The organism is Vibrio sp. 10N.286.51.C3 (assembly GCF_003050065.1).
Classification (GTDB): Bacteria; Pseudomonadota; Gammaproteobacteria; order Enterobacterales; family Vibrionaceae; genus Vibrio; species Vibrio crassostreae.
In genome coordinates, this window is record NZ_PIGC01000020.1 from 67,764 (window position 1) to 92,500 (window position 24,737).

The 24,737-nt window shown below is 43.2% G+C and carries 27 protein-coding genes and 1 riboswitch (1 of these 28 only partly in view); of the genes, 13 read left to right on the forward strand and 14 right to left on the reverse strand.

From position 1 onward, the window contains the following. Positions 1–309: 309 nt before the first annotated feature. Positions 310–1,530 carry a glucose-1-phosphate adenylyltransferase gene (glgC, locus tag CWO27_RS19220; protein WP_048659023.1) on the reverse strand — a complete coding sequence of 407 codons (1,221 nt, stop codon included), beginning with the start codon at positions 1,528–1,530 and terminating at the stop codon, positions 310–312. 399 nt (positions 1,531–1,929) lie between these two features. On the opposite strand from glgC, the gene ompW reads away from it, so the two are divergent. Further along, on the forward strand, positions 1,930–2,571 hold the full coding sequence (gene ompW / locus CWO27_RS19225) for an outer membrane protein OmpW (RefSeq protein WP_102432020.1): 642 nt from the start codon (positions 1,930–1,932) through the stop codon (positions 2,569–2,571). Positions 2,572–2,801: 230 nt separating this feature from the next. Here ompW and CWO27_RS19230 read toward each other — a convergent pair whose 3' ends face one another. After that, the gene (locus tag CWO27_RS19230) at positions 2,802–3,521 is read right to left on the reverse strand and encodes an SDR family oxidoreductase (protein ID WP_010433036.1); all 720 of its coding nucleotides are present in this window, start codon (positions 3,519–3,521) and stop codon (positions 2,802–2,804) included. 226 nt (positions 3,522–3,747) lie between these two features. Between CWO27_RS19230 and CWO27_RS19235 the strand changes: the two genes are divergently transcribed. Further along, complete coding sequence (locus CWO27_RS19235) at positions 3,748–4,653, forward strand: LysR family transcriptional regulator (RefSeq protein ID WP_102432021.1); 906 nt, start codon at positions 3,748–3,750, stop codon at positions 4,651–4,653. Between the two features lie 42 nt (positions 4,654–4,695). Here CWO27_RS19235 and CWO27_RS19240 read toward each other — a convergent pair whose 3' ends face one another. Further along, a complete protein-coding gene (locus tag CWO27_RS19240) occupies positions 4,696–5,034 on the reverse strand; it encodes a winged helix-turn-helix transcriptional regulator (protein WP_004741127.1) in 339 nt (112 codons plus the stop codon). A 105-nt stretch (positions 5,035–5,139) separates the two neighbouring features. On the opposite strand from CWO27_RS19240, the gene CWO27_RS19245 reads away from it, so the two are divergent. Next, positions 5,140–5,907 (forward strand): SDR family NAD(P)-dependent oxidoreductase, encoded by a 768-nt coding sequence (locus CWO27_RS19245; protein ID WP_048659026.1) that lies wholly within the window; start codon positions 5,140–5,142, stop codon positions 5,905–5,907. 132 nt (positions 5,908–6,039) lie between these two features. Then, positions 6,040–6,693, forward strand: coding sequence for a cupin domain-containing protein (locus CWO27_RS19250; protein WP_057623834.1), 654 nt, complete (start codon positions 6,040–6,042; stop codon positions 6,691–6,693). A gap of 75 nt (positions 6,694–6,768) precedes the next feature. Here the strand turns inward: CWO27_RS19250 and CWO27_RS19255 are convergent, their stop codons facing one another. Then, positions 6,769–7,407, reverse strand: a complete 639-nt coding sequence (locus CWO27_RS19255) for an NAD(P)-dependent oxidoreductase (RefSeq protein ID WP_102432022.1) — start codon at positions 7,405–7,407, stop codon at positions 6,769–6,771. A 162-nt stretch (positions 7,408–7,569) separates the two neighbouring features. Between CWO27_RS19255 and CWO27_RS19260 the strand changes: the two genes are divergently transcribed. Then, positions 7,570–8,466: a LysR family transcriptional regulator gene (locus CWO27_RS19260; protein ID WP_048663766.1), complete on the forward strand. Its 897-nt coding sequence runs from the start codon at positions 7,570–7,572 to the stop codon at positions 8,464–8,466. 131 nt (positions 8,467–8,597) lie between these two features. Here the strand turns inward: CWO27_RS19260 and CWO27_RS19265 are convergent, their stop codons facing one another. Together CWO27_RS19265 and ribB are read right to left on the reverse strand one after the other, a co-directional pair. Next, the gene (locus CWO27_RS19265) at positions 8,598–9,446 is read right to left on the reverse strand and encodes a hypothetical protein (RefSeq protein WP_102432023.1); all 849 of its coding nucleotides are present in this window, start codon (positions 9,444–9,446) and stop codon (positions 8,598–8,600) included. Between the two features lie 388 nt (positions 9,447–9,834). Continuing rightward, positions 9,835–10,491: a 3,4-dihydroxy-2-butanone-4-phosphate synthase gene (ribB, locus tag CWO27_RS19270; protein ID WP_102432024.1), complete on the reverse strand. Its 657-nt coding sequence runs from the start codon at positions 10,489–10,491 to the stop codon at positions 9,835–9,837. A gap of 186 nt (positions 10,492–10,677) precedes the next feature. Further along, a riboswitch (FMN riboswitch) is annotated at positions 10,678–10,828 on the reverse strand. Between the two features lie 374 nt (positions 10,829–11,202). On the opposite strand from ribB, the gene CWO27_RS19275 reads away from it, so the two are divergent. Next, the gene (locus CWO27_RS19275; protein ID WP_107899386.1) at positions 11,203–11,946 is read left to right on the forward strand and encodes a phosphatase PAP2 family protein; all 744 of its coding nucleotides are present in this window, start codon (positions 11,203–11,205) and stop codon (positions 11,944–11,946) included. A gap of 66 nt (positions 11,947–12,012) precedes the next feature. Here the strand turns inward: CWO27_RS19275 and CWO27_RS19280 are convergent, their stop codons facing one another. The 3 genes from CWO27_RS19280 to CWO27_RS19295 all read right to left on the reverse strand — a co-directional run bounded on the left by CWO27_RS19280 (position 12,013) and on the right by CWO27_RS19295 (position 14,867). Further along, a complete protein-coding gene (locus tag CWO27_RS19280; RefSeq protein ID WP_048659032.1) occupies positions 12,013–12,375 on the reverse strand; it encodes an MmcQ/YjbR family DNA-binding protein in 363 nt (120 codons plus the stop codon). Positions 12,376–12,444: 69 nt separating this feature from the next. Next, entirely contained in the window at positions 12,445–13,170 is a 726-nt protein-coding gene (locus tag CWO27_RS19285; protein WP_170960797.1) for a sulfite exporter TauE/SafE family protein, read from the reverse strand. A gap of 491 nt (positions 13,171–13,661) precedes the next feature. Next, positions 13,662–14,867: an MFS transporter gene (locus tag CWO27_RS19295; RefSeq protein ID WP_102432026.1), complete on the reverse strand. Its 1,206-nt coding sequence runs from the start codon at positions 14,865–14,867 to the stop codon at positions 13,662–13,664. A gap of 29 nt (positions 14,868–14,896) precedes the next feature. On the opposite strand from CWO27_RS19295, the gene CWO27_RS23995 reads away from it, so the two are divergent. Then, the gene (locus tag CWO27_RS23995) at positions 14,897–15,046 is read left to right on the forward strand and encodes a hypothetical protein (protein ID WP_170960796.1); all 150 of its coding nucleotides are present in this window, start codon (positions 14,897–14,899) and stop codon (positions 15,044–15,046) included. Positions 15,047–15,518: 472 nt separating this feature from the next. Next, complete coding sequence (locus tag CWO27_RS19300; protein WP_017065874.1) at positions 15,519–16,133, forward strand: YitT family protein; 615 nt, start codon at positions 15,519–15,521, stop codon at positions 16,131–16,133. Between the two features lie 152 nt (positions 16,134–16,285). Here CWO27_RS19300 and sigZ read toward each other — a convergent pair whose 3' ends face one another. Continuing rightward, entirely contained in the window at positions 16,286–16,885 is a 600-nt protein-coding gene (gene sigZ / locus CWO27_RS19305) for an RNA polymerase sigma factor SigZ (protein WP_102432027.1), read from the reverse strand. Continuing rightward, entirely contained in the window at positions 16,869–17,165 is a 297-nt protein-coding gene (locus CWO27_RS19310) for an ArsR/SmtB family transcription factor (protein ID WP_004733042.1), read from the reverse strand. Before CWO27_RS19310 ends, sigZ begins: the two co-directional genes overlap by 17 nt. A 233-nt stretch (positions 17,166–17,398) precedes the next feature. Between CWO27_RS19310 and CWO27_RS19315 the strand changes: the two genes are divergently transcribed. After that, a complete protein-coding gene (locus tag CWO27_RS19315) occupies positions 17,399–18,499 on the forward strand; it encodes a permease (protein ID WP_057623821.1) in 1,101 nt (366 codons plus the stop codon). 106 nt (positions 18,500–18,605) lie between these two features. Here CWO27_RS19315 and CWO27_RS24000 read toward each other — a convergent pair whose 3' ends face one another. Together CWO27_RS24000 and CWO27_RS24005 are read right to left on the reverse strand one after the other, a co-directional pair. Continuing rightward, positions 18,606–19,097, reverse strand: a complete 492-nt coding sequence (locus CWO27_RS24000) for a hypothetical protein (protein WP_258185216.1) — start codon at positions 19,095–19,097, stop codon at positions 18,606–18,608. A gap of 213 nt (positions 19,098–19,310) precedes the next feature. Further along, the gene (locus CWO27_RS24005; RefSeq protein ID WP_240699546.1) at positions 19,311–19,586 is read right to left on the reverse strand and encodes a hypothetical protein; all 276 of its coding nucleotides are present in this window, start codon (positions 19,584–19,586) and stop codon (positions 19,311–19,313) included. 362 nt (positions 19,587–19,948) lie between these two features. Here CWO27_RS24005 and CWO27_RS19325 point away from each other — a divergent pair, with 362 nt between their 5' ends. Genes CWO27_RS19325 through CWO27_RS19335 form a run of 3 tightly spaced genes read left to right on the forward strand, consistent with a single transcriptional unit; the run spans position 19,949 to position 23,647 of the window. Then, positions 19,949–21,304, forward strand: a complete 1,356-nt coding sequence (locus CWO27_RS19325; RefSeq protein WP_107899387.1) for a diguanylate cyclase — start codon at positions 19,949–19,951, stop codon at positions 21,302–21,304. Next, positions 21,291–22,607 (forward strand): glycosyltransferase family 2 protein, encoded by a 1,317-nt coding sequence (locus CWO27_RS19330; RefSeq protein ID WP_107899388.1) that lies wholly within the window; start codon positions 21,291–21,293, stop codon positions 22,605–22,607. Before CWO27_RS19325 ends, CWO27_RS19330 begins: the two co-directional genes overlap by 14 nt. Then, a complete protein-coding gene (locus CWO27_RS19335; RefSeq protein ID WP_107899389.1) occupies positions 22,574–23,647 on the forward strand; it encodes an HlyD family secretion protein in 1,074 nt (357 codons plus the stop codon). The genes CWO27_RS19330 and CWO27_RS19335 overlap by 34 nt, the downstream gene beginning before the upstream one ends. Before the next feature lie 76 nt (positions 23,648–23,723). Here the strand turns inward: CWO27_RS19335 and trmY are convergent, their stop codons facing one another. Next, positions 23,724–24,323 (reverse strand): tRNA (pseudouridine(54)-N(1))-methyltransferase TrmY, encoded by a 600-nt coding sequence (gene trmY / locus CWO27_RS19340; protein ID WP_017083166.1) that lies wholly within the window; start codon positions 24,321–24,323, stop codon positions 23,724–23,726. 256 nt (positions 24,324–24,579) lie between these two features. Between trmY and CWO27_RS19345 the strand changes: the two genes are divergently transcribed. Then, positions 24,580–24,737 carry the beginning of a DUF3087 family protein gene (locus tag CWO27_RS19345; protein WP_107899390.1) on the forward strand. It continues 367 nt past the right edge of the window, so only the first 158 of its 525 coding nucleotides appear in the window; the start codon lies at positions 24,580–24,582; its stop codon lies off the right edge, out of view.

The following is a 24,737-nucleotide window of genomic DNA, read 5'->3' on the forward strand; positions in this document are numbered from 1 at the left end:
TCAGTGTTATCAAATAATCTCCCCTTACTCCCTTGAAAGTCCGATTAACTGATCGCATATTATGTTTCGTGAATTTCAAACGTGTTTAAAAATCCCTCATCTTTGAAGTATTGCTCTAAGCCTTCTATAGGACTTAGGCTTTATCGCCTCAATCAAACATTCTTACGAATTCTTATTCTAGCCTTGTTTTATAAATCTCTTTCAACGCGGGATGAATTTAGGTTTTGGTTAAGGTTATTTCGAATGATAATAAGACAGCGAACTCGCTGCCTTTTCTCGTTTAAATAAAAGCTATTCCAACGTCAAAGATTACTCTTCAAATTGATAAGAAGAGGGCACCACAATCACGCCTTGTTTTGATATATGGAAGCGTTTGGCGTCGGCAAGGCTATCAACACCGATCTGGGTTCCGTCAGGCACTTTGACGTTCTTATCGATGATGCAGTTTTGTATGTGGCAGTTTTTTCCAATCTCAACATCTTCAAACAGAATACTATCAATCACAATCGCGGCATTGCTGACTTTCACTTTTGGGAAGAAGATAGAGTTTTGCGCCGAACCACCTTCAATCACAACACCATTGGCGATCATCGAGTTGATGAATATCCCTTGGTTACCTTCGACCGAAGCAATGGTTCGTGCGGGCGGCAGTTGTGGCTCATAAGTGCGAATAGCCCAATCCGGTTGGTATAAATCGATAGGCGAGGCCGGTTTCAACAGATCCATATTCGATTGGTAATAAGAGTCGATAGTACCAACATCTCTCCAGTAAGCATCTTGCGTCACACGTCCTTCCTCATCACCAAACTTATACGCGTAAACGCTGTTATTGCCGACTAACTTAGGAATGATGTCTTTGCCAAAATCGTGGTTTGAGTCTGGATCTTCTGCGTCTGCCAATAATGCCTGTGTTAGTACTTCTTTATCAAAGATGTAAATCCCCATTGAAGCCATGCTTCGAGTTGGTCTACCGGGTACGCACGCGGGGTAACGTGGTTTCTCGGTAAAGTTATTGATTTGTAGAGACTCGTCTATTTCCATCACACCAAACTCTTTGGCTTCGTCAATCGAAACCTCCATGCACGCCACGGTCAGGTCAGCCTCGTTCTTTTTGTGCTGCTTGAGCATTGGCGCGTAATCCATGCGATAGATATGGTCGCCGGATAACACCACCACATGTTTGGCTTCACTACGAGAAAGCAGATACAAGTTTTGATAGATGGCATCGGCAGTGCCGCTGTACCAGCTATCACCGGTTCGCATTTGTGGGGGAACATTGGTGATGTATTCGCCGAGCTCGGGGTTAAGCACCGACCAACCATCTCTCAAATGTTTTTGCAATGAGTGTGATTTGTACTGAGTCAGCACCAAAATTTGGCGTAACCCAGAGTGTAAGCAGTTCGCGAGAGTGAAATCGATGATTCGATATTTGCCACCAAAGGGGACCGCAGGTTTTGCGCGGTTATCGGTGAGGGGAGAAAGCCGAGAGCCAACACCGCCGGCCAGAACGATTGTTAGAGTGTCTTGCATGGTCAGAACCTCAATGTATTTATGATTATGAACATAGACTTGCAAGCACTAAGCCAAATGTAACTCATTGAATATTAAACAAGGAGGGGATATTTCTTGTTGGATTGCACTAAATTGATGCGTACGGGATGTTGGCTTGCTCTATTTTGATCCAAAGATATCTGAGCAAAGTGACTGGGTTGGATTAACAAAATGATGCACGGAAAAGTCGCATTACAAAACTGTCAATAAAATGAAGGAATAAAGTGATCAGGTCGATATAAATTTACATAAATAATCATAACTTTTCACAAATTGATTTCCATCAATAAAGTAGGGTTATTGTGTGTTACCTTGCACGCAAAATAAGAAATGATTACTCATTCACCAATAATATGAAGCCCTCAAAAGGAAATTATAATGAAAAAAACAGTATGTGGTATTGCGGTTATTGCGGCTCTTATGTCAACCAATGTTCTTGCTCATAAAGAAGGTGATTTCATCATCCGTGCAGGTGCAGCAACAGTATCTCCAAACGACAGCAGCGGTGACGTTCTTGATACAGCTGGAGTTAAATTCGGTGTCGATTCTAATACTCAACTTGGTTTGACCTTCGGTTACATGTTTACCGACAACATCAGTTTTGAAGTATTGGCAGCTAGCCCTTTCTCTCATAACATTTCAGCTACTGGCCTCGGAGACATAGCAGAGACTAAACACCTACCACCAACGTTTATGGTTCAGTACTACTTTGGTCAAGCGAACAGTGATTTCCGTCCTTACGTAGGTGCGGGTATCAACTACACTGTATTTTTCGATGAGTCACTAAACCAAGGAGCGAAAGATCTAGGCTTAAGTGACTTATCTCTTGATGATTCTTGGGGCTTAGCGGCAAACATTGGTATGGACTACATGATTAATGAAGACTGGTTCCTGAACGCATCAGTTTGGTATGCAGATATTGGTACTACAGCAAAATATAAGTTTAATGGTCAACAGTTCAAAACAGACGTTGATATCGACCCATGGGTATTCATGGTTGGTGGTGGTTACAACTTCTAATCCACATATTCAGTTTACAAAAGGCGCTCAAGCACCAGCCAGCTTGGGCGCTTTTTTCTTTTCATCGACAACCTCACGATGAACGTAAGTAAATCACGTATGAGTAAAAATTGATGTGGCGATTGCAATTATAGTTACCACTAAAACAAAAGCGCTACGACTTGTTAAGTAGTGGCGCTTTTTTAGTTCATTGCTTATTTCATCGCCGATTTAGTAGCGATAGCAAAGGCCTATGGCTGCTGCTTAGTTGGTGCCAGAGCAATTTCACGGATACATACGTTCTGTGGTTGTTGGTAAGCGAATGATACCGCGCGAGCAATATCGTCAGCTGCCAATACGCCGCCCATGTCTTCTTTCCAAGAATCGTAACCGTCTTTGATCTCTTGAGATGTTGTGTGAGACAGAAGCTCAGTCTCTACAGCACCCGGTGCGATAGTCGTAACACGAACATTTGAAGCAGCAACTTCTTCACGAACGTTTTCAGAAATAGCGTGTACCGCGAACTTAGTACCACAGTAAGCTGCGTGGCTTGGGAAAGTTTTCTTACCCGCAATTGAGCTGATGTTGATGATAGTACCTGTGTTGCGTTCCATCATCGGAGCAAGTACAGACTGCATGCCGTTTAGAAGACCAATGACGTTCACGTCGAACATTGTCTTCCACTCTTGAGCATCTTGAGTATCGATTTGACCAAGAAGCATTGCACCAGCGTTGTTGATAAGCGCGTCTACAGGGCCAAATTTCGCTTCACCTTGTGCGATTGCTGCATCAAAAGACGCTTTGTCTGTCACGTCTACTTTTACTGATAGAGAGTTTGGTAGGTTCAGTGCTTCAAGGCGGTCAACACGACGAGCTAAAAGTAGCAGAGGGTGACCTTCATCGCTTAGACGACGAGCGATTGCTTCACCAATACCAGAGCTTGCACCTGTAATTACGATTAGTTTTTTCATTTTATTTCCTCTGTACTTTTATTGCGTCGGTTGGCTACGACGTGTTGTTTAAGTGCATTCGAATCAAGTGCTTGTTGTCTTGCTTCGTTGCGATGGAGGTATATTAAGGAAAATAGCATTGTTGATATATAGCGCTTTACTTGAAACACTGTTGCTGTGGTGCAACAATGAGCATGTGCTCTCTATTACTTCATCATCTTAAAATCTCACAACTAAGCTGGCGACCATGCTCAATCAAATTAACCTGTCTGATATTCGTTCTTTCGTGCTTATCGCTCGTTTAGGTAACTTCACTAAAGCAGCGGAGGAGCTTGATGTGTCGCGCTCCCACGTATCACGCCAAGTGAGTAGCCTAGAAAAGCAGATGGGCGTGACGTTGTTTATCCGCACTACTCGAACCTTGAGATTGACGCACGCAGGGCAAGATCTGTACGCGAGATGCGAACAAGCCTTAGATAATATAGACCAAGCTCTGATTGCTGCTGTGGACGATGTTGAAGAAGTACGTGGTGACATAAAAGTAAACTGTGTAGGCGGTTATCTTGGTGAAGTAGTCATTGCGGATCTGGTCAATGAGTTCATGCAGCTTTATCCAGATATCAGCATAAGCCTTGATTTCAGTAGTAACCGAGTTGACTTGATTGAAGACGCGTTCGATATCGCTTTTCGCATGGGAAGCATAGAAGACGCGGGCTTTATCGCAAGAAAGCTATTAGACATCGAGATGGGAACACTCGCGAGTCCAGAGTATTTTGCTCGCAAAGGAAAGCCTAGTCACCCCAAAGACCTTATCCATCATGATTGCTTAACCGGCTCGGTGCGTAAGTGGAGCTTTCAAGCTCTGGACGACACTAAGAAAACGGTCGATGTGCATGTGACGGGCAGGCTGCAATGTAAAAATGGTCGAGTGTTGGTACAAGGCGCGAAGTCGGGCAACGGAATTATTCGTGTGCCAACCATCTATTGCTTACAAGAACTGAACGACGGGCAGTTGCTTCAAGTATTTGAAGAATGGGTGGTGCCTAAGGTCGACTTTTCAGCGATCTACCATCGAGACCGCTATCAACCAAGCCGGATTAGAACCTTTATTGATTTTGTGAAAAGTCGCTTTGAACAAATGCCAGTGAGCTAATCGTGCTTTCTGTATTTTGCTAATAGTGTGACCGGCTTGAGCTTACATCTCGTCGATTTCGTTTTGTAGGCTTTCTAGTTGATCCAGAATCAGTAAGAACTTCTCACCAAAGGGTGTCACTTGGTATTCCACTCTTGGTGGCAGTTCGTTGAACATTTGCTTATCTAAAATCCCAAACTCTACATTTCGCTTTAAACATTCATTCAAGACCTTGGTCGATAACCCTTCGACCGAGCGTACCATTTCACCGGGACGATTGATGCCATTTGCCAATAATTGGTAAACCGTGAGCGACCATTTACAACCGTAGATGGTCTCTACCATGCGAGCGGAACGCTCTGGCGCTGATTTTCTTGAAAAAAAGTTTTCCTGATTTTTCATAAAGATGTACCAATAAGTACCTACCTAACCGATTTGTACTTACTATTCATAGTGTTAGTTCAAAGCCTAAGATTACCACGTTCACATGACTTAGGAGATAACAAAATGAACTTCACTAAAAATGGTATTGCAGTAGTAATCGGTGGCACAAGTGGTATGGGCTTTGAAACAGCGAAGCAGTTAGTCGCTCAAAATATCCATGTGCTAGTTGTCGGCAATAACCCAACTAAGTTAGATAAAGCAGTATCAGAACTTCAATCACTAGGCCACGCTACTGGCTGGCAAGCTAATCTTTATGATGATGCAAGTGTGTCGAATCTTATTGCGCATCTAGAGTCACTTGAAGAGGGTATTGGTTACCTTGTTAATGCCGCTGGCTACTTCAACCCAAAAGCGTTTATTGAGCACCAAGAGTCAGATTACGAGCAATACATGCAACTTAACAAAGCAACCTTCTTTATCACTCAAGCTGTCAGCAAGTTGATGATCAAAAACGGTGGCGGAAACGTGGTAAATGTCGGTTCTATGTGGGCGAAGCAAGCGATCAAAGCAACCCCATCTTCTGCGTATTCAATGGCAAAGGCAGGACTACACGCTTTAACGCAACACATGGCAATGGAACTTGCGGACCACAATATTCGTGTGAATGCAGTGTCTCCAGCAGTAGTTAAAACGCCGATCTACGAATCATTCATTAAGCCGGAAGAAGTAGATCAAGCGCTAGAAGGCTTCAACGCATTCCATCCTATTGGTCGAGTGGGTCAACCGAAAGACATCGCAAACAGCATCTCTTTCTTACTGTCAGACAGTGCAGATTGGGTAACGGGCGCAATCTGGGATGTTGATGGTGGCGTGATCGCTGGCCGCAATTAATCAGGATTCTTTTTAGGTGGCTGTCGCGCAGGCAAAATAGTAGCGAGATGGCCTCCTTGATGAGTATTCGCGTAGAATAGAAGCTAGAAAGACAATCATAATTAAAACAATATTTAGAGTAAGGTCGTCATTATGCTTAACATGGACTTTTCAAAGAGATTGGTTATCGAAACCGATAAACTAGATTGGGTTGCAAGCCCTGCCAAAGGAGTGTGGCGTAAGCCCCTAGAAAGAGAAGAGAAAGAATCAGGTCACACGACTAGCGTGGTGAAATACGACCCTCAATCTTCATTCTCCGAACACCCACATCCGCAAGGAGAAGAGATCTTCGTATTAGAGGGTGTATTTTCTGATGAAACTGGAGATTTCCCTGCGGGCACTTATATCCGTAATCCCCCGGGCAGTGCGCATTCTCCATCGAGTAAAGATGGCTGCACGATCTTGGTTAAGCTCAACCAGTTTGACGCGAGAGACTTAACTCAAGTTCGAATCAATACGCTAGAAACGGAGTGGCTTCCGGGCATTGGTGGCTTACAAGTCATGCCACTGCATGAGTTCGAGCACGAACATGTCGCTTTAGTGAAGTGGCCTGTTGGCGAACGTTTTCAGCCGCACCGTCACTTTGGTGGAGAAGAGATCTTTGTGTTGTCGGGCACTTTCAAAGATGAACACGGCGTGTACCCGAAACATACTTGGATGCGTAGCCCTCACATGAGCGAGCATTTCCCTTATGTGGAAGAAGAGACGGTTATCCTAGTGAAAACGGGTCACTTGCCATTGGATTAAAGGAATGCTCAATATAAATATGAGAAAGCCGCATTGTTTTGAACAAGCGGCTTTTTTAGTTTTTATATGAATTGACTAGTAAGCGACACCAATACGTTGGCGCGGGAACTTGCCAGCTTCGAGCTCATCAATCATCGCGATAGCGTAATCGCTGACTGAAATTTTGCTGTTGCCATCTTCGTCGGTGAGCAGCTGGTCGCCACCAGTACGGTAGGTCGATAGTTTCTCACCCGGGAATATTTCTGCTGCAGGGCTAACAAACGTCCAGTTCACTTCGCTGTTCGATTGCTTGAACACTTCAAGAGCTTCACCCTGTGCTAGCGCTTCATTTTTATAATCCGCAGGGAAGTCCGGAACGGTCACTAGCGGTACGTTTGGCGCCACTTCTAGTGAGCCTGCACCACCAACCCAAAGTAGGCGCTCGATACCAATGCTCGGTAATGTTGCCAGCAATTTAGCCGCAGTATTTTTTACGATTTCGTGATTACCCAGAGTACGTCCGCCAATCGAAGTAATTACTGCATCAACGCCGGATAGTGCGTTTGCTAGACTAGCGGCTTCATCTTGTAAATCAAATGAACGAACTTCAATGCCCTTGGTTTCCACGCGGTCTGCATCTCTTACAACAGCAACTACGTCGTGACCACGAGATTGAGCTTCTTGAGCGATGTGACTACCAATCCAGCCTGATGCGCCTAATACTGCAATTTTCATAATGTCTCTCCAATTATCTAATTTATTGAGTCGTTTTCTCGACAGCCATTGCAGTCTAATAGCTCACTAGGTTGCGATAAATATCGAAAAATGATGTAGATTGTATCTATATATTGATCTAATAAGATTCGATTAGCTGCTAAACAGCTCAAGGAGAGTGTGATGGATAGGTTGACGGCAATGCGTAGCTTTGTCGAAGTTGCGAATTGTGCCAGCTTCACCCAAGCGGCTGAGCATTTGGACATGAGTCGGTTGCAGGTTTCACGTCATGTTCAAGAGATAGAAGGGTGGTTGAAGCAGAGGCTATTACATAGGACGACTCGAAAGGTGAGCTTGACGGCGGCAGGGGAAATCGCTCTGCAGCGCTGTGAGAAAATCCTCCATGAGACCGCTGAGCTAGAAGTTACTTCACTCAATCAAACCGATGATCTTTCCGGAACCATTCGAATTGCTGCCCCCATTGGTTTAACTCAGCACATGTTGTTGGATGTGGTCGAACAGTTCACCGACCGCCACCCTAATATCACGGTCGAACTGTTTGCCTCAGACCGTTTTACCCAGCTAGTGGATGAAAGGATCGATATTGCACTTCGCTATACGGATCAACCTGACGATAGTTTGATTGCACGAAAGCTAATGGTAATTGATTCAGTAGTGTGTGCCTCGCAAGCCTACTTAGACAAACATGGTGAACCTGAAACGGTCGAGGCGCTTCGACAACACAATTGTTTTCGTCACTTGAATGTTTCTAAGTGGGATTTTGTTAAGGATAACCAGCACTATTCGGTTGAGGTGTCTGGCACCATTAAGGCTAACGATGTTGGGGTGCTAACTCGCGCCGCACAGCACGGAAAAGGGGTGGTTCGTTTACCTTGTGACTTAGCCAATCCACTGATCGCTAATGGCAAATTGATACGCATATTGGATGATTTTGTTTCGCCAAGCAGCGTTCTTTGGGCGGTGTATCTATCTCGCAGTTACCAGCTTCCGATTGTTCGTCAGTTCATTGATTTTGCGGCACAAGCTTGGGCTAGCGATATCAAGTCTGGTGATGTTTGAAACTTCATAGGCAATGATACATAGCGATAGAAATTTAAAAGCCCATAAATACAAAAATCCGATATCAATGGTGATATCGGATTTGAACTCAATAATTAAGAGTTCCAGCACGCTCTCCTCTCACGAAGTCTTTACATGTAATGATGTACGGATAATCGAGTATTTATCACCTTTTCGTTGATGTCTGGTAAAGGCTGATACAAGCTTCTCGTAATGTCGGATAATACTTGGTCGTATACTTGGGACACGACGCTAGAGATATCACTGGTTAATTCGTACATGCTATCTACTGGTTGGATCGCTTCAGTGCTTGATGCGATCTCGGTAAGTGCATGCATCGCACGTGTACAAATGGGTGACCCACTGCTGATAGGGCAGATAATCGATAATTGGTTGAGTTTACGGTGTGTCTGAGATGCGTAGAATTTGAATCTCGCATACTCCTCAGGCTTCTCCATATCAGGTATGCACATTCTCAGCTTGGTCAAGATCTCCATGCAGTCTAAGATCTGTTGCCAATTCATGTGGTATTCACTACTCATGTCTTCTCGCTCAGACTGGATCAGCCAGATGATCATCACTTCATCCATCAAGAACATGCTGTGGCGAATTGTTTTGCCATGAATCGATTGGTTACGCACCAAGCTGCGGTTTTGCCAGTCGCTGTGCATGGCAATGAGCTTAAGGTGATAGATGCGATACATAGGGCGACTATCAAACGAAACATGAGATTGAAGCAATTCAGAGACCTCAAGTATGTTGTCGTAAATCTCGTTCACTTTACGAATCGAGTCGCTAGACAATTTATACGCCAGAGCGTAATGCGTTGCAGCGCGATGTTTACGTGATAACAACAATAGCTCTCTAAGTAGAACTAAGGTTTCAAACCTGTGTGATAACGCAGTTTGTCTCTTCCTTGAGAAATGAAACAGGGCTGCAAGTACTAATAGGGATAAACCCACTGAAATAACTACAAACATATTCAACTCCTAACATTTGTATACCTACTTAGTGCTAGTGCAGACACCGTGCCAAAATAAATAAGTGTTATATTTCATTGATTTATGTTTTTACTTTAATCATGGATGATCAATCATGGTGCATGACTTCACCATTCGGGTGAATGTTTCTCATATTTTGCAGGATTTTTTGAGAGGTTACGCTTTTCTAACGATTAGGTTGGGGAGGTTTCGATAAGTAGAGACACTTTGACGATCCACCTCTGGCTTGTTTCAAGCTGCAGAAATTAGAAAGGCCTCACCCCTTATATGCTTTTACTATAAAAAGCAGTAAGAGTGAGGCCTTTCAGTGTTCATTTCGCAGTGTAGTTACCTTAACTGCTAAGTGTTCAGCATTAAGGGCTAAACGTTATGCAAGCTTAAGGTCGAACTCGTTGCGGTACATCACCATATCTTCAATGGTCAGTACTGGCATGTTGTGCAGTTTACCGAAAGCAACGATCTCTGGCGCTTTTGCCATTGTGCCGTTTGGGTTGGTGACTTCACACAGTACACCTGCTGATTGAAGACCAGCCATTTGCATCAGATCCACAGTACCTTCTGTGTGACCGCGGCGAGCAAGTACACCACCTTTGCGAGCACGCAGTGGGAATACGTGGCCAGGGCGAGCTAGGTCAGTAGGCTTAGCTGTTGGGTTTGCAGCTGTTTTGATCGTTGTTACACGGTCAGCGGCAGAAACGCCTGTTGTTACGCCAACTTTTGCTTCGATAGTGACAGTAAACGCAGTTTGGTTTGTGCTGTTGTTATCAACAACCATAGGTGGAAGTTCAAGTTGGTTTGCTTGCTCGTCAGTTAGACACAAGCACACGATGCCGCTGCATTCACGGATCATAAGTGCCATTTGAGCATTGGTTAGGTGTTCTACTGAGTAGATGATGTCGCCTTCGTTCTCGCGATCTTCATCGTCAAGTAAAAGTACGCCACGACCTTCGCGTAGGGCTTGCAGTGCGTTTTCAACGCGAGTGATTGGTTCGCCAAATTCGGCAAGTAGTGAAGACTGATTCATGGTTAAACTCCTAAAATATCACCAGAATCAGGGCTGCATGAGGGATCTCAACCGAGCACGACAAAGCCGACTCATTATAAGTCGACCTTAGCTCATTATGGTTTTATCCAAAACGAAATGCACCCTTTCGAGTTGGAGGCATGAACCCAATAAATGAGTACGCCTTTCCAACTTAAACGAGTGTGTTTCCATTCTCTCTCATCCGGACTATAACCGTCGGCTCTGGCATCTCACCAGATCTGCTGACCTCGACGAATCGAGCGCTCGCGGGCTTATCTTTAGATTTTGCTAAGGACATACCGCCGGTGGGGAATTTCGCCCCGCCCTGAGAATAAAAATTAATAATCTGTTTTGCTTTGAAAGCAGACCAGATGGTAATCCTTTCAATAGTGGATTTAAAGGACTGACAGCAAAGTTTTTCAGATTTTGGCCTGTTAACCCGGTGAGTGTTCACTTTATCAGCAGAACACAATACCGTTGTGTTTAGTGCGGTACAGCTGGTCTTTGGTCGGTTTTACTGTCGGTATGCGTATAAGTGGATGGCAAAGGTTATTGATGATCAAATCATTGTTCACCGAATCAATGGCAATAATCTCCAATAGCCGAATAATGTTACGTCATGACGTCTTACTGACCGTTTTTACATAAAATTGATATTGACGATGCTAAGCTGCGATAGCATCCGACCACTTTATCTAAAAGATCTTAGCCATGACTTCTCTGTTCTCTAACAAATCCAAAGGCTTATTACTGCTCGTTCTAAGTCTGTATTCTCTCGTTCCCTTTCTGATCTTTGGATCTCATTTCGACCTTGGAAGTGCAGTTGTGCCTTTCTATGGTGCTGTGATGACATTTGTGACTTACTCTGCGGGTAATCAGGGCTTCCTAATCACACTCGCGGTACTTTCTTTATTGGTGTTGACGCTAAAGTTCTCAAAAGCAAAGTTAGTCAGCCTTTGTCTGCAGCTCGGTGTCTTGTTGGTATTAAGCTTTGCAGCGAAGACATTTCTCAAATCATCAACAGAGAGTCCACGCCCATATACTGAGTATTTGGTTACCCAAGAAGTAGTTGAAATGCCAGAGCTGTTTTATGAGCTGCCTTTGGTAGAAAAAAACGCCGCGATTGAATCTGTGCAAGATAAGGTCAGCGATTGGAGAACTCGTCATTGGTTGGGTGAAACGGACTACTCTTTCCCGTCTGGACACATGATCTTCGTCGGTGTGTGTTTGGCATTCTTTGGCGGATTGTTCCTAGAGGCGAAACGCTTTTACCTAGTCGGCGGTTTGTTGGTTTGGGCTGGTGGTGTCGCCTATAGCCGTGTTTGGCTTGGTATGCATCGACCTGAAGATTTAGCGGCGTCTATCGCCTTTGCGGGGTTAATTTATTTATTGGTGCCACTGATTCCAACGAAAAAGATAGAACCTTTATTGCCGCAGTTATTAAGAGAGTCTTAAGGTTTTAAGAGCTGCCTAAGTTTTTAAGATGTGCATAAATCTATATTTAACAAGCAGAAATTCTGGTTACTGATTGAGCCCGAGTTCTGCTTGTTTCTTTTTGGTTAAACCTAAGGACACAATTCGGTGTGACTCTGTGAGGTAGTATTTCAGCTCCTCATCCCTTTCTGACGTGCTCTCAAAAAGCTGAATCCATTTCATGCCACGCGAAGCAAAGTAGGGCGCGGGTTTATAGCCCGGTTCTTCTTTGAGAAAATCGAAATTCTGGTCGGACGCTTTGAAGATAAACGCAGGCTCATCTTTCGGCCCCCAACCTCCAATGGCAAACACTTTCCCTCCCACTTTCCAAACGTGAGAGTTATTCCACTGCATCACATAGCTGGTGGCGGTTTGTGATTCACAGAATGTATTGAACTCATCGTATGTCATAGAACGCCCTTTCAATAGTTTGGTGGTGGATCTGTGTGTTTGTTGTTTTATCGATGTTTCTGCTTCGAGTTAGCCAGCTAAGCCTTGCCAAATGGCAGTAAAGCCGCTGATAAAACATAGCAACAAAGAGCCGATACGTATCTTTTCTTTAGGAATGCTTTGCGTAGTCAATAACGCCACTTTGTAACCCAACCAAGCCGCAGGAAGCAACGGGATTGTGATGATCAAATGGTGCACAGTGAAGAAGCCAATCGGGATCTGTACCAGTAATGAAATGATAGAACTAAACACAAAAAACGCAGAAAGGTTACCACGAAGCTGATTGGCATCTTGGTGTTGAAGCAGTAGTGCCATTGGCGGCCCACCAATGCCTGAACTGGTACCGAAGAAGCCTGAGAAGAACCCCGCGATGCCCATTTTGGCAGGCGTCGGTTCTAACCTAAACGGAAGTAAGCTAACAATCACGGCAAATACTACCAATAAGCCTAACCACAGTGACAAAACGCTTGTTGATACCATTACCAACAAAGCCCCGCCAGCCAATGAGCCCGGAATTCGGCCCAATAGTGCGATTTTCAATCCGCCAATAGAGATATTTGCTCGGTGTTTAAACGCGTTGAATACAGAAATGAAAAGACCAACAAGACAGATAGGCGCGGGTACATAGTCAGGCGAGACCAAAAACAATAACGGGGCAGCCACAATAGCCAAGCCAAAGCCGATTGCGGTTTGCACAAACGAGCCGACAAAAATGAGTGCCATCGCGATAAGAGCGGTCTGATCTATGTATTCCATAAGCCTGCGGATAAGTTCTAAAGGAGCGAACGAATACTATAAAGTAAAACAGCAGGAATAGTCTTATTATTCAGTGAGGTTTATGCAAGTTTCGCTAGGGGCTATTGAACTTTCGTGGTTGAATTTTGTTCGAGATAAAATCGTTTTAGGCGCGGCGAAGAGTATGTGGCCTAGTCATTCTAAGCAAATATTCTTCAACAATGCATAAAACGATTTTAGCCGAACCTTTCGGGCAGCATTTGTGGTTCATTTCTACTGCGTTATCGGCTTTTTATGTAGGCTAGCTACACGTCAAACCCTCTGCCTAGTATAAACTTCCCACAAAGTGCTGCAAAAGCCAGCTCGAAAGGTCAACAGCCCCTAATTATAATTTCGATTTCAACGGCCAATAAAAAAGAGAGTGAATATCTCAGGATGTGCTCCTTTCAATATCCACTCTCTTATTGGATTGCTTATCGATTTTCGCTGGTGGGGGGAGTCAGCGTTAAACGTTAAGCCATTGCCAATTTCAGTCGCTCAATCGGCTTGTCATTGATTGGTAAATGGATAAGCGCTGCCGCAAATGCAAGTACTACGGTTGACCACCAGATTGGCTCGTAAGAACCGTAGTAATCGTAAATACGACCGCCAACCCAAGCGCCTAAGAAGCTACCCACTTGGTGAGTAAAGAACACCAAACCGTACAACGTCGACAGGTAACGAGCACCAAAGATCTGGCGAACTAAACCAGACGTTAGCGGAACTGTACCTAACCAGCAGAAACCAATCGCCGCACCAAAGATAGCAGCCGTTGACTCCGTTACTGGTAGAGTTACAAACGCACCGATAACCACAGTACGTACTAAGTACAGTGCGGACATAACGTGGCGTTTGCTGAACTTATCGCCCATTACACCCCAGAAGTAAGACCCGAAGATGTTGAAGATGCCAACGTAAGCCAGTGCCATTGCTGCGCTGCTCGCCGGTAGGTTTTTGTCTGCTAAGTAACTTGGTAGGTGCGTCGCAATGAACATTACGTGGAAACCACACACGAAGAAGCCCGCGTGAATTAACCAGTAGCTTTTGTTCGCAAACGCCTCAGACAGTGCTTCTTTTAGTGTCTGAGTGTCTTCTACTTGTTTATTGGTTGCCGATCTCGGCGCTCGCATAAACAGCGCAAAAGAGATCATGAAACAACAAAGTACGCCAAATACTTGCATCGCACTCTGCCAGTCAAATTCGTTCAACATGTATTGCGCGCCCGGAATTACCGCGAACATACCAAATGAACCTGCTGCTGTGGTTAAACCAAATGCCTTCGCTGCGTGCTCTGCAGGTACTACTTTTGCTACGGCACCTAATACGATCACATAGCTCGTCGCACTTAACCCAAGGCCAACGAGTGCGCCTAGTGAAACGTAAAGCATACTCGATTCGGTAGAAATTGAGGTAAGAAGTAAACCCAAACCGTAAGCACATGCACCAGCGATAATGATGCGTCTTGCTCCCCATTTGTCAGCAGCCATACCAACAAAAGGTTGGAACATACCGAACAACAGGTTTTGTAGCGCAATCGCGAAGCTGAAAAACTCTCGACCCGTGCCGAAATGATCTGAAATTGGCATCATGAAAATGCCGAATGATTGTCTGATCCCTAGACTGATAATAAGTGTGCCGATCCCAAGCCATACCAGTAAAGGAAAACGGAAAATGCTCATTCTAATACTCTTAAATTAATGGTGGTGATGTGAGTGGTCTTGCGCTGACATGTGTTGGTCAGTCATCTCATGGTGATGTTCGTGCCCAGAATGCTCATGAGCTGACTGCTGGTGGCATCCACTGCTTATGGCATGTTGAGCTAGAAGATCAATCAATGGCTGACTGTGATGCACAATGACCAAACTAATGACGAGAAATAGTGTCATTCTGGCCAGTTGGGCAAAAAGAGATTGTGAAAACATACGGTGTTTACATGCGCTCAATGTTGTAAGAAGTCGCGCATCATAATGACGAGTGAGGTATGTATCAAATGACCATTTGTGATTTAGTCTATGCGTTTTATGCATAGATCTATGCATGATTTTATGCGTCGTTAGAATTTGGGCGAAACGTCACCAATAAATAGGAAAACTCGAAGTTTGCTGGTTAATAGATAGAAGTATGTAATTAAGCATTGAATTCCAAATGCAAGATCGTAACTGTCTGTTTAATTGAAGATTTCAAAAAACTGTAAAAACTAATATACAAACTAATCACTAATCAACATTGGCCATTCACTCGACTTATCTGTCAAACATCGTAAATTTGGGCATAAATCGTTTCAAAACTACTGAAACGCGATGTTAAAAGATTCAGGGAGAGTCATTCACATGGATAAAGATCATAACCTTCGCGAAAACTTACTGGCACTGATCTTAGGTAGCGCACTGGTTTCACTCGGCGTTATCTTTTTCAACCAAGTCGGTTTGCTCACCGGAGGCACGGCTGGTCTAGCGATCTTCATTACCAAAGTAACAGACCTAAGCTTTGGCCAAGTGTTCTTCGCACTTAACTTACCTTTCTATATTTTGTCGGTTGCTCGTATGGGCTGGCGCTTCACCATCAATACCTTTATCGCGGTTTCGATTGTTTCGTTCGCTGTGGATCACTTGTATCACGTGATTCAGATTGCCGAAATTCATGCATTGTATGCAGCTTTACTTGGTGGTGGCTTGATTGGTACCGGCATGCTGGTGATCTTCCGTCATAAGATGAGCTTAGGTGGCTTCAACATTCTGGCGTTGTTCTTACAAGAACGTTTTGGAATTCGAGCAGGTAAGGTTCAGATGGCATTAGACTGCACGATTGTTGTGCTTTCTCTGTTCATTGTTGATGTGTCATTGGTTCTTCTGTCTGTGCTTGGTGCGATAGTCACCAACTTGATTCTAGCGATGAACCATAAACCGGGGCGCTATCAACCGGTCGTAAAAGCGGAAGCGGCGTAGTTCGGTTCGCTTAAGTACTAGGTTCTCTTAAGCTCTAGATTTGTTTAAGCAAAGAGTGATTTTCAGATTATGAAAACAACAAAGCCAGCATCAATTGCTGGCTTTGTTCTATTTAAATAACGGGTTTGAGTTAATTACTATCAGTACTTTTATTAGCACTTACCGCAATCAGCGTCCGACTTAAGCTCACAATCAATCACATTGCCTTGCTTATCCAGTGACAAGTTACAGCACTGTTCGAATAAGTTCTTAAGATCCCCACGACTTTTCTGAACACGAGACTTAACAGTTGAGTAGCTAATTTTTTGAGCCTCTGCGATCTCTTTCTGGCTTTGGCCTTTGATGTCGACAGCAAGCAGTAATGATGAACTTTGTTCTGGTAACGCCTGAATAAAGGGTTCAATACATAATGAAAGCTTCTGCTTGAACTCAGAATTGTGGTCTAAATCGGTAAACCAAAGATCTTCAGCATCAATTTGGCTATCACGTTGTTGTCGAGCGTGCTTACGGTATAAGTCGATGATCGTGTGATTGGCTAATTGGAATAGCCACGACTTTACGCTGCTCGCATCTTGTACCTTATCTAAGTTCTGATAAGTCTTAATCAAGATCTCTTGAAGCAAGTCGTCTACATCGGCGGTGTCGTTGACCTTAGAATGCAAGAATGACTTTAACGCTTGCTGATACTCAGCCCAAACCTGTTCTAAGTTCAAAGATGCTCTATTCAAAGGTGCATCAGTTACACTGTTCATTTACGCAACACTCGTCTTGTAAGAAATCAATCACACCTTCTAGGCACTCATACTCTGCTACACAGAATAGGGTTCTTCCTTCTCGTCTTTGGCTGATGAGGCCTGCAGACGCTAGGCTTGAAATGTGGTGAGACAAGGTGGAACCAGGGATACCTAGCTCTTCTTGTAGGCCGCCGACTGCAATGCCTTGGTAGCCAGCTTTAACGACACTCTTATAAATAGTTAGGCGAATAGGGTGTCCCAACTCTTTAAGTGCTTTCGCTACGACTTCTAAGTTCATATTAACTCCTCAAGATTTAATTTCGATATTAGTCGAAATGTGGTCTAAATACAAATGTAAAGACCGTAATTTATTAAATCATTGAAAAATAAACTTTTTGAAAATTATTTCGATTTTTATCGAAGTAAAACTTGATCTGTTACGAGATATTTCTATAATTCGAGAATATTCGAAATTAAGGGTTGGTTACTTTTCTCATAGAGTCCGGCCTTCAATCCAGTTTGGAGTTAATTATGAGCAATGAAATGTTAACAATGCTAAAAGACGCACTTGATATGTTCGCCTTCTTAGCAGTAGAGCTAATCATCCTTTTCTTGGCGATCAGCTACATTGTTGGGATTCTGCAAGAGTTTCTTACGCCAGAAAAGATTCAATCGATTCTGAGCTCGCGTAACGGCAAGGGTTATGTGGTTGCAGCGCTACTAGGTGCGATTACGCCTTTCTGTTCATGTTCGACGATTCCTTTCCTTAAAGGGTTGCTGCGTGCACGAGCGGGTTTTGGGCCAATGATGGTGTTCCTATTCGGTAGCCCACTATTGAACCCAGTGATCATTGGTTTGTTCGTGATTACGTTTGGTTGGCAAGTCGCTGTGTTCTACTTCTTAGTCGCAATGACAGTATCGGTAGTCGCAGGTTACGCACTTGAGAAGCTTGGCTTTGAGCGTTACGTAAAACCTGAAGCGTATGAATCGACAGGTTCTGCTTCAAGCTGTGGCACTAGCTGTGGTGATTCTGCTCCTAAGAAAGCAGCGCCAGCGAAGGCAGCGTCTTCATGTGGTACAAGTGCATGTGGTGAACCTGCACCAGTAATGGCAAAAGAAACATCTTGCTGTGATTCGAAAAAAGAAGAGCCACAAGTGACCGTTTCATGCTGTTCAGCAGATGGAAGCGCAACTGCTGAAATCGTAGAGAAGAAAGAGCCTAGCCGTTGGATGAGAATTTGGTTCTCAACTTGGAAAGACTTCAAACAAGTTTTCCCTTACCTAATGATGGGTATTGCGATTGGTTCATTTATCTACGGCTTCATTCCTACAGACCTAATTGCACAGTATGCTGGCGAAGGTATGTGGTATGCGATTCCAGTAGCAGCTGTGATTGGTATCCCATTGTACATTCGTGCTGAAGCGGTAATCCCATTAAGTGCAGCTCTGGTACAAAAAGGTATGGCGCTAGGTTCGGTAATGGCATTGATCATTGGTAGTGCAGGTGCAAGTTTGACAGAAGTTATCCTGCTTAAATCAATCTTCAAGAACCAAATGATTGCAGCATTCCTATTCGTTATCCTAAGCATGGCGATGGGTGCAGGCTTCCTATACAGCTTTATCTTTGGTTAATCAGGTCTGATTCCTAGATAACTCCATTGATAGCAAGATATAGATAATAAAAAAGAGCTCACTTAGTTGAGTTCTTTTTTGTTTAACTGCTTATCAAATAGGAATATCAGACTGGGTTTGGTAGCGCGGCAGAAGTACCGTGTGCAGCAAAAGCATTAGTGGCTAACACATCACAGTGGTGACGATTAATCGTATCGCCGTAGTTGTTGGTTATGACGGGAAACTGAAAACGATACATCGGGATACCGTAGCGGCGCTCTCTTTGCTGACCGATTCGATCTTTGCTTGTCCACAGCAGTCGGTTCTTTGCCGTATAAGTCATACCGTGCATTTTATTGAAATACTCTTCATGACTGCGCATTTGCTCGTACAGTTCGATAATGCGTTGTCGAGAGAAGTTCAATGTCGTGCTCGCTTTAAGCTGCGTGCCCCAACCCGTTAATACCTTTTCCATGAAATCTCTTGTCACTAGTCCTGGGCCAGTAAGTAACCCCGCGCCTTTACTTCCTCCTGAGGTATTCGCATTACCCACCAAAGTACCGTGTCGGCCTGGCATGTAGGTTGTGTAATATTTAGTGGAAGGGGACAAGCGTGGCATTCTCGCTTTGACGCTCGATCGCAATGTTCTGTTGGCGCGCTGCCATACCGTGTTTCAGGTCAGCCGCTAATTCCTGTGAATCTTTTAACCAATCTTGATATTTTTGGTTGGTTGCAAAAGGTCAAGCCGATTTTGCAGGGCGAGATTCACTAAGCAGTCCTTTGGCTCGCTTCATGTAGTCATTTTTATCTTGTTGGCTCCCGCGCAAGATATTCAGCACATAGCACATAGCACATAGCGCATGTTGCTGTCGATACCTTTGCCTAGCAACGTTCCTTTAACTCCGGAGTACGTGTCATCTTTGCCTTGCTTCAACCATTCGTTTTGATTCCCACAGCCAACTCCATCCACTTGAATGTAGTCAATCATGCCTCTGCCAGTCGTATTCTTCGCTAACGTAGAAATCAACTCGCCTGACACGTAGTTTTTATGATTGTTGTCTTCTGAGTTGGATCCTGTTCCACAGAAGAATACGGTAAATACGCTCATCTTTTGCCTTTTACATGATGATTAAGATTGGAATCAGTATAGAAGTGATATGAAAAATTTATAAGATTGAATGAGTTAGAGAGAGGCATTGCTCCGAAAGTTGATATAATTAGCCTGAAAAAAGTTTCGCTATCCAACTTTAGAGTGCTGTTTATCTATAATCTTAAAATTATCATCAATATCTATGTTTTCTTATTGTTAATGTAATGGTGTGGATATTTTATATTTCGGGTTGATAATTGGACTGTTTTTACATCGATATCTAGTATTTGTATAAGGCCGAGCAATCCAATAGCATTCATTAATATTCAGAATGTTACGTTTATTTGACGGTGAAAGTGTCAAAAATATGGAGTTAATGAATGAGAGATAAATTAAAAATTTACTGTCTTGGGGGCCCAATCGTTGATACGGAAGATCGATTTGATATTGCACAAGTAAGTGATATTGAACAACTACCAGAGTTGTTAGGTGGTGTAGTTGTTCTAAACACAGAAGTCAGTGTACAAGATGATGTATTAAGTCAACTTCACCGTTGCAGAAAGTTTTGGTCTTGGAAGATCTATGTATTTGAAACTAGTGCACTATCAGTTTGTTTATCTGATGGAGTTTTAAATCAAGATACTATTGAGGAAGAACTTATCCAACATAGTAGAACGTTGAACAGTGTTTCCGAATCGATGGATACTTTAAACCCTTTAATTGGATGGTTAGGGTTAGAGCAAGATCGACGACTAGTCCCTCATCGATCCCTGACCCTGAAGTCGATATATTCTTACCCTTTAGTCGACTTATATTATCCAGAGTTAAGTTCTACATACCGTTTTGTTTTGTCAGAAACCAAGCGTGATACGTTTGAATATGACGAGTTGATCAATCGAGTCCGTGTATGTTCTGACTGCGCTAGCGCTCATTTGAATTACATCGAAGTGTGCCCTTCATGTAAAGACATTGATATTACCGAGCGTGTCTCATTACATTGTTTCACTTGTGGTCATGTAGCCGAACAAAGACAATTTAAACGTAACCATAAACTGGAATGCCCTAAATGTTTAACTCAACTTCGTCATATCGGTGTGGATTATGACCGCCCGTTAGAGACTCATTCATGTAACGTTTGTTCTCATTCCTTTTCTGAAGCTGAGACTTTGGCTGTTTGTTTTAGTTGTGACGCCAAAAATGATGTGTCTCAGTTGGTTGTCAGGAAAATCTATTCATTAAAATTAGGTGTGCAGGGCGAGTATATATTCCGTCACGGCGTGAAATTATCAGCTCCAGAGCTGACACTACGCGGCAAAGTAGACAGCGGGTATTTTTCAAACCTCCTTGACTGGGTAAATCGTATCGCTATCCGTCATCAAGAAGAGCACCTTCTCCTAGGGTTACATCTTCCTGACTTAGCTCAATATATATCTAAGAATGGAGATGCGAAAATGTTTGCTTTGATTGAACAAATTACTGAGCGACTTAACGGTTTGTTTCGAGACTCAGATATTTGTTGTCAGTACAAAAGCGATGTTCTTTTCGTATTCATGCCTAAAGCTAAGATGGAACATATGAATGTTCTGCGTGAAAAAATAGAAGCCCTTTGTCTACTTATTGAAGACGATGATTTCACATTGAATGTGTTTGCTTGGAGCCTTCCTGACCTCATGGTTAAAGAGGACGTTGGGGCTTGGTTAGAGAGTAAAGTCGGCGAAATTTATGCTGTCGAATAGCCTCAATCTGCAACAATATTTTTGGGGGATGTTGCTCGAAAATACAGAGCTATGGCTCATGCTGTTCCCCATGATGGTTATTGTTGAACTGCCACTTTTTTTACTCGTGTTAACCGGGATATTTCGTTGGTCTTATTCTGAGAGAGATATTGAGATAACAGAATACCCGAGCATCTCTTTCGTCATTACTTGTTATGGCGAAGGGGATGCGATTGAAATTACGATAGACACACTAGTTGAGCAACTGTATCCCGGAAAGATTGAAGTGTTAGCGGTAGTTGATGGTGCAGCTCAGAATGAAGATACCTATAAAGCTGCGATTCGAGGCGAGAAGAGACATCAATCTGTAAAAAATCGAAATGTTCGAGTTATACCCAAGTGGCAAAGGGGAGGAAGAGTATCAACGTTGAATGCTGGTTTAGATAATGCCACTGGCGACTTTGTTATAAATGTTGATGGCGATACTTCTTTTGATAACGATATGGCACTGCAAATGATGAAGCAATTTACTGACAAGAATGTGATTGCTTCGGGTGGCGCGTTGCGTGTAAGAAACTGGCAGGACAACTTACTTACTCGTATGCAGTCTTTAGAATATATGCTGTCTATGCAAGCAGGAAAAACAGGGCTCTCAAATTGGGGAGTGCTAAATAATATTTCAGGAGCCTTTGGTGCATTTAGAAAAAATGTATTAAAACAAGTTGGTGGCTGGGATACGCATACGGCTGAAGACCTAGATTTAACGATGAGGCTTAAGCAATACAAAAAACGCTACCCAAATAATAGATTGGCTTTTGCACCAAGAGCTGTCGGTCATACTGATGTGCCTCATACCTTGAAAGGGTTAGTACAGCAAAGGCTTAGATGGGACGGAGATTTATTGTTTCTGTTTTTGAGGAAACACAATGAAGGGCTAACTCCCCGTTTACTGGGTTGGGGAAACTTCATTTTCACTCTCGTTTATGGTGTTTTGCAAAATGTATTGCTGCCGATTCTAGTTTCAGTGTTCATGTTTTATATATTTTTGGTGTACTCGATTGATTTTGTTGCTGCATTGATGATTCTAATTTATTGCGTGTATTTGTTTACCGTAATTCTATTTTTTACGGTTTACATTGGTTTAGTTTCTGAAAGGGAGAAAGAGGATCTAAGAATGGCTAAATGGCTACCTTTATATCCTTTTTATCAGTTTTTTATGCGGTTGATTACGGCGTTCTCCATGATTAATGAATTATTTAGAAGAAGTCACGAAGAGTCGAGTATGGCTCCTTGGTGGGTATTGAAAAAAGGCAAAAGGTTTTAGCAATGAAAGTAAAATTTCATCTGGATAAAAAAAACAAACCTCAATCGGATGACGGTGTAAAGGTTGCTTACGGGCAAGCAAAAAGAGGGGGCTATCGCTTTCGTTGGTATTTGATCTTGAGCTTGGTAATAAGCCCTCTTTTATTTGTGGCTTATTTTTTCTTGAAGACAAATTTTCTCGTGATTGCGCCCGCTATTGTTACGTCTTATCCAGTTACTCTGACTGCTAAGGTTGCAGGCATTGTTGGGCCGATTCCCATAGACGACGGAACTCAAGTGGAGCGAGCACAGACTGCAATTCAATTGACGAATTTGGAAATTGAAGCTCAAATTGAGTTTATACATGCGGAGCTGTTAGGGTTAAAAGTCAATTTACCAACTGATATGGAAGCATTGCACTTAAACGGTATTGCAGAAACACGTCGGAACCTTAGTAAAGTACAGCAAATTCAAAAACGTTATGAAGAATATCGTAAAAAAGGACAAGTATCGGATGTCGATTATGCCAGTATTGTTGGGATGGGTAACTCGCTGAACAATCAGTTGAACCAACAAAAGCTTGATTATCAAAGCGCGAAATTGGCTGAAGAGGAGCGGGAGTTAGCTGGACCAGTTAGTCAGGCTAGACGTTCATTGATGAAAGACTTGGCCCTTAAGCGTGTAAGAGAACAAGAGTTATCAATAAAGTCTCCCTATGCGGGTCGCGTCGTAGATATACATGTTGTTGAAGGGCAACGTGTTTTTGAAGGCGATGAGCTAGTGACGATAGCAAAAAATACCGTTCCTCATATCGTGGCTTACCTAGACCCTAAATATTTGGAAGACGCGGTAAAGGGAGCAAATGCGTTGGTAAAGTTTCCTAACGGTAGCTCTTTCGAAGCTGAAGTGTCCGATTCTGTAGAAGTTGTGAGTAAATTACCAAGCCAGTTAGTCAGCCCGTTTGAAGGTCAGCCTGCGTATTTGAAAGTTGTATTGGATTTTATTACAGCACCGCCAGAAGAGTATTGGGTTGAAGGGATGACAGTTGAAGCTCGTTTTTAGTGCGGATGTTAACTGAATAAAAGAGTAAATGGAGCGATGATCGCTCCATTTTTATTTCAATAGCTATTGGGTTGAATCAGAAGTCTCTTAAATCTAGCTCATTGTTGATCAACACGACGCACTGAGAAGCGAACAACATGTTTGGACCTAAGCTGATTTTCTCTGTTCCCAGACGTTTTAAGCTGTTGTAGCTCTTCTTCGGCATAGGGATGTGGTCAGTTAGAAGGAAACATGGGTTTTCAGCAATCTCTGCATCGCGGATAAAGTCACCTTTCTTGTCCATCATGTACAGCTGGTGGTCTTCGGCTAGCTCTTTAACTAGCTTTTCAAAACTCATAGTACGAACAGTGATGCCTGGCTCAACCTGACGCGTCTGTTCTTTTGTCATACCTTGAGAAGCGTCAACCGCTCTTACTACCGCTGACAACAATGCAGACTCATGGAAGCCACCAATATTGGTGATCTCGTTTGAATCGAATGTAATCGTACGTGAAAAGTCTTTAGTACTTTCTAATACAAGGTGTACGGTGACATTCTCACGGTGAGATTGAGCAACGAAGATCGTGTTCATCAGAGTATGAGCCAGAATCTCAGTATGAGCATCTTGCCCAACACCTTCTAAGATAAGTTTGCTCTCTGTAGGGGCTGCGCGAGCGCGTAATACAAATGAACGCATGGAATGTACCTTGTCAGTATGTGATAAAGCGAAACGGGCTTTATCAACATGAATTGATGAATAACCAAAATTGTGGCGGTATGTAACTCTTTTCTATTAATGAAGTCAAATAGAGTTGCGTATAGCGCCAACCAGAAGAACTCTGCGTATTAAATAGAGAATGACCACATTACAAGATGGTAAGGGTTGAAGCGACCCAATGTTTACGTAGATAGTATGCGCAAATTATTAGGTGACTTACATAAGGAAGTAGTCGATGAAGTTACAGAAGATTAATAAAGAAGAATATAGAAAGAAGATGAACCTGCTGTTGGTTTCGTTGGTTGGGTCACTCGCAGTGTTCGCCATTGTATTCGGAACCATACTGATCGAGCTATTCGGTTCAGGGCAATCAATCGCAGGCGAATCGACAGG

Coding starts and splice junctions, on each gene's coding strand:
- CWO27_RS19330 (WP_107899388.1), top strand. CDS start 21,291: ATGCTGTCGAATAGCCTCAATCTGCAACAATATTTTTGGGGGATGTTG.
- CWO27_RS19260 (WP_048663766.1), top strand. CDS start 7,570: ATGGATAGGTTGACGGCAATGCGTAGCTTTGTCGAAGTTGCGAATTGT.
- CWO27_RS19230 (WP_010433036.1), bottom strand. CDS start 3,521: ATGAAAAAACTAATCGTAATTACAGGTGCAAGCTCTGGTATTGGTGAA.
- CWO27_RS24000 (WP_258185216.1), bottom strand. CDS start 19,097: ATGCCACGCTTGTCCCCTTCCACTAAATATTACACAACCTACATGCCA.
- CWO27_RS19245 (WP_048659026.1), top strand. CDS start 5,140: ATGAACTTCACTAAAAATGGTATTGCAGTAGTAATCGGTGGCACAAGT.
- CWO27_RS19285 (WP_170960797.1), bottom strand. CDS start 13,170: ATGGAATACATAGATCAGACCGCTCTTATCGCGATGGCACTCATTTTT.
- CWO27_RS19300 (WP_017065874.1), top strand. CDS start 15,519: ATGGATAAAGATCATAACCTTCGCGAAAACTTACTGGCACTGATCTTA.
- CWO27_RS19250 (WP_057623834.1), top strand. CDS start 6,040: ATGCTTAACATGGACTTTTCAAAGAGATTGGTTATCGAAACCGATAAA.
- CWO27_RS19310 (WP_004733042.1), bottom strand. CDS start 17,165: ATGAACTTAGAAGTCGTAGCGAAAGCACTTAAAGAGTTGGGACACCCT.
- CWO27_RS19315 (WP_057623821.1), top strand. CDS start 17,399: ATGAGCAATGAAATGTTAACAATGCTAAAAGACGCACTTGATATGTTC.
- glgC (WP_048659023.1), bottom strand. CDS start 1,530: ATGCAAGACACTCTAACAATCGTTCTGGCCGGCGGTGTTGGCTCTCGG.
- CWO27_RS19325 (WP_107899387.1), top strand. CDS start 19,949: ATGAGAGATAAATTAAAAATTTACTGTCTTGGGGGCCCAATCGTTGAT.
- sigZ (WP_102432027.1), bottom strand. CDS start 16,885: ATGAACAGTGTAACTGATGCACCTTTGAATAGAGCATCTTTGAACTTA.
- CWO27_RS24005 (WP_240699546.1), bottom strand. CDS start 19,586: ATGAGCGTATTTACCGTATTCTTCTGTGGAACAGGATCCAACTCAGAA.
- ompW (WP_102432020.1), top strand. CDS start 1,930: ATGAAAAAAACAGTATGTGGTATTGCGGTTATTGCGGCTCTTATGTCA.
- CWO27_RS19280 (WP_048659032.1), bottom strand. CDS start 12,375: ATGACATACGATGAGTTCAATACATTCTGTGAATCACAAACCGCCACC.
- ribB (WP_102432024.1), bottom strand. CDS start 10,491: ATGAATCAGTCTTCACTACTTGCCGAATTTGGCGAACCAATCACTCGC.
- CWO27_RS19265 (WP_102432023.1), bottom strand. CDS start 9,446: ATGTTTGTAGTTATTTCAGTGGGTTTATCCCTATTAGTACTTGCAGCC.
- CWO27_RS19295 (WP_102432026.1), bottom strand. CDS start 14,867: ATGAGCATTTTCCGTTTTCCTTTACTGGTATGGCTTGGGATCGGCACA.
- CWO27_RS19255 (WP_102432022.1), bottom strand. CDS start 7,407: ATGAAAATTGCAGTATTAGGCGCATCAGGCTGGATTGGTAGTCACATC.
- trmY (WP_017083166.1), bottom strand. CDS start 24,323: ATGCGTTCATTTGTATTACGCGCTCGCGCAGCCCCTACAGAGAGCAAA.
- CWO27_RS19275 (WP_107899386.1), top strand. CDS start 11,203: ATGACTTCTCTGTTCTCTAACAAATCCAAAGGCTTATTACTGCTCGTT.
- CWO27_RS19235 (WP_102432021.1), top strand. CDS start 3,748: ATGCTCAATCAAATTAACCTGTCTGATATTCGTTCTTTCGTGCTTATC.
- CWO27_RS19240 (WP_004741127.1), bottom strand. CDS start 5,034: ATGAAAAATCAGGAAAACTTTTTTTCAAGAAAATCAGCGCCAGAGCGT.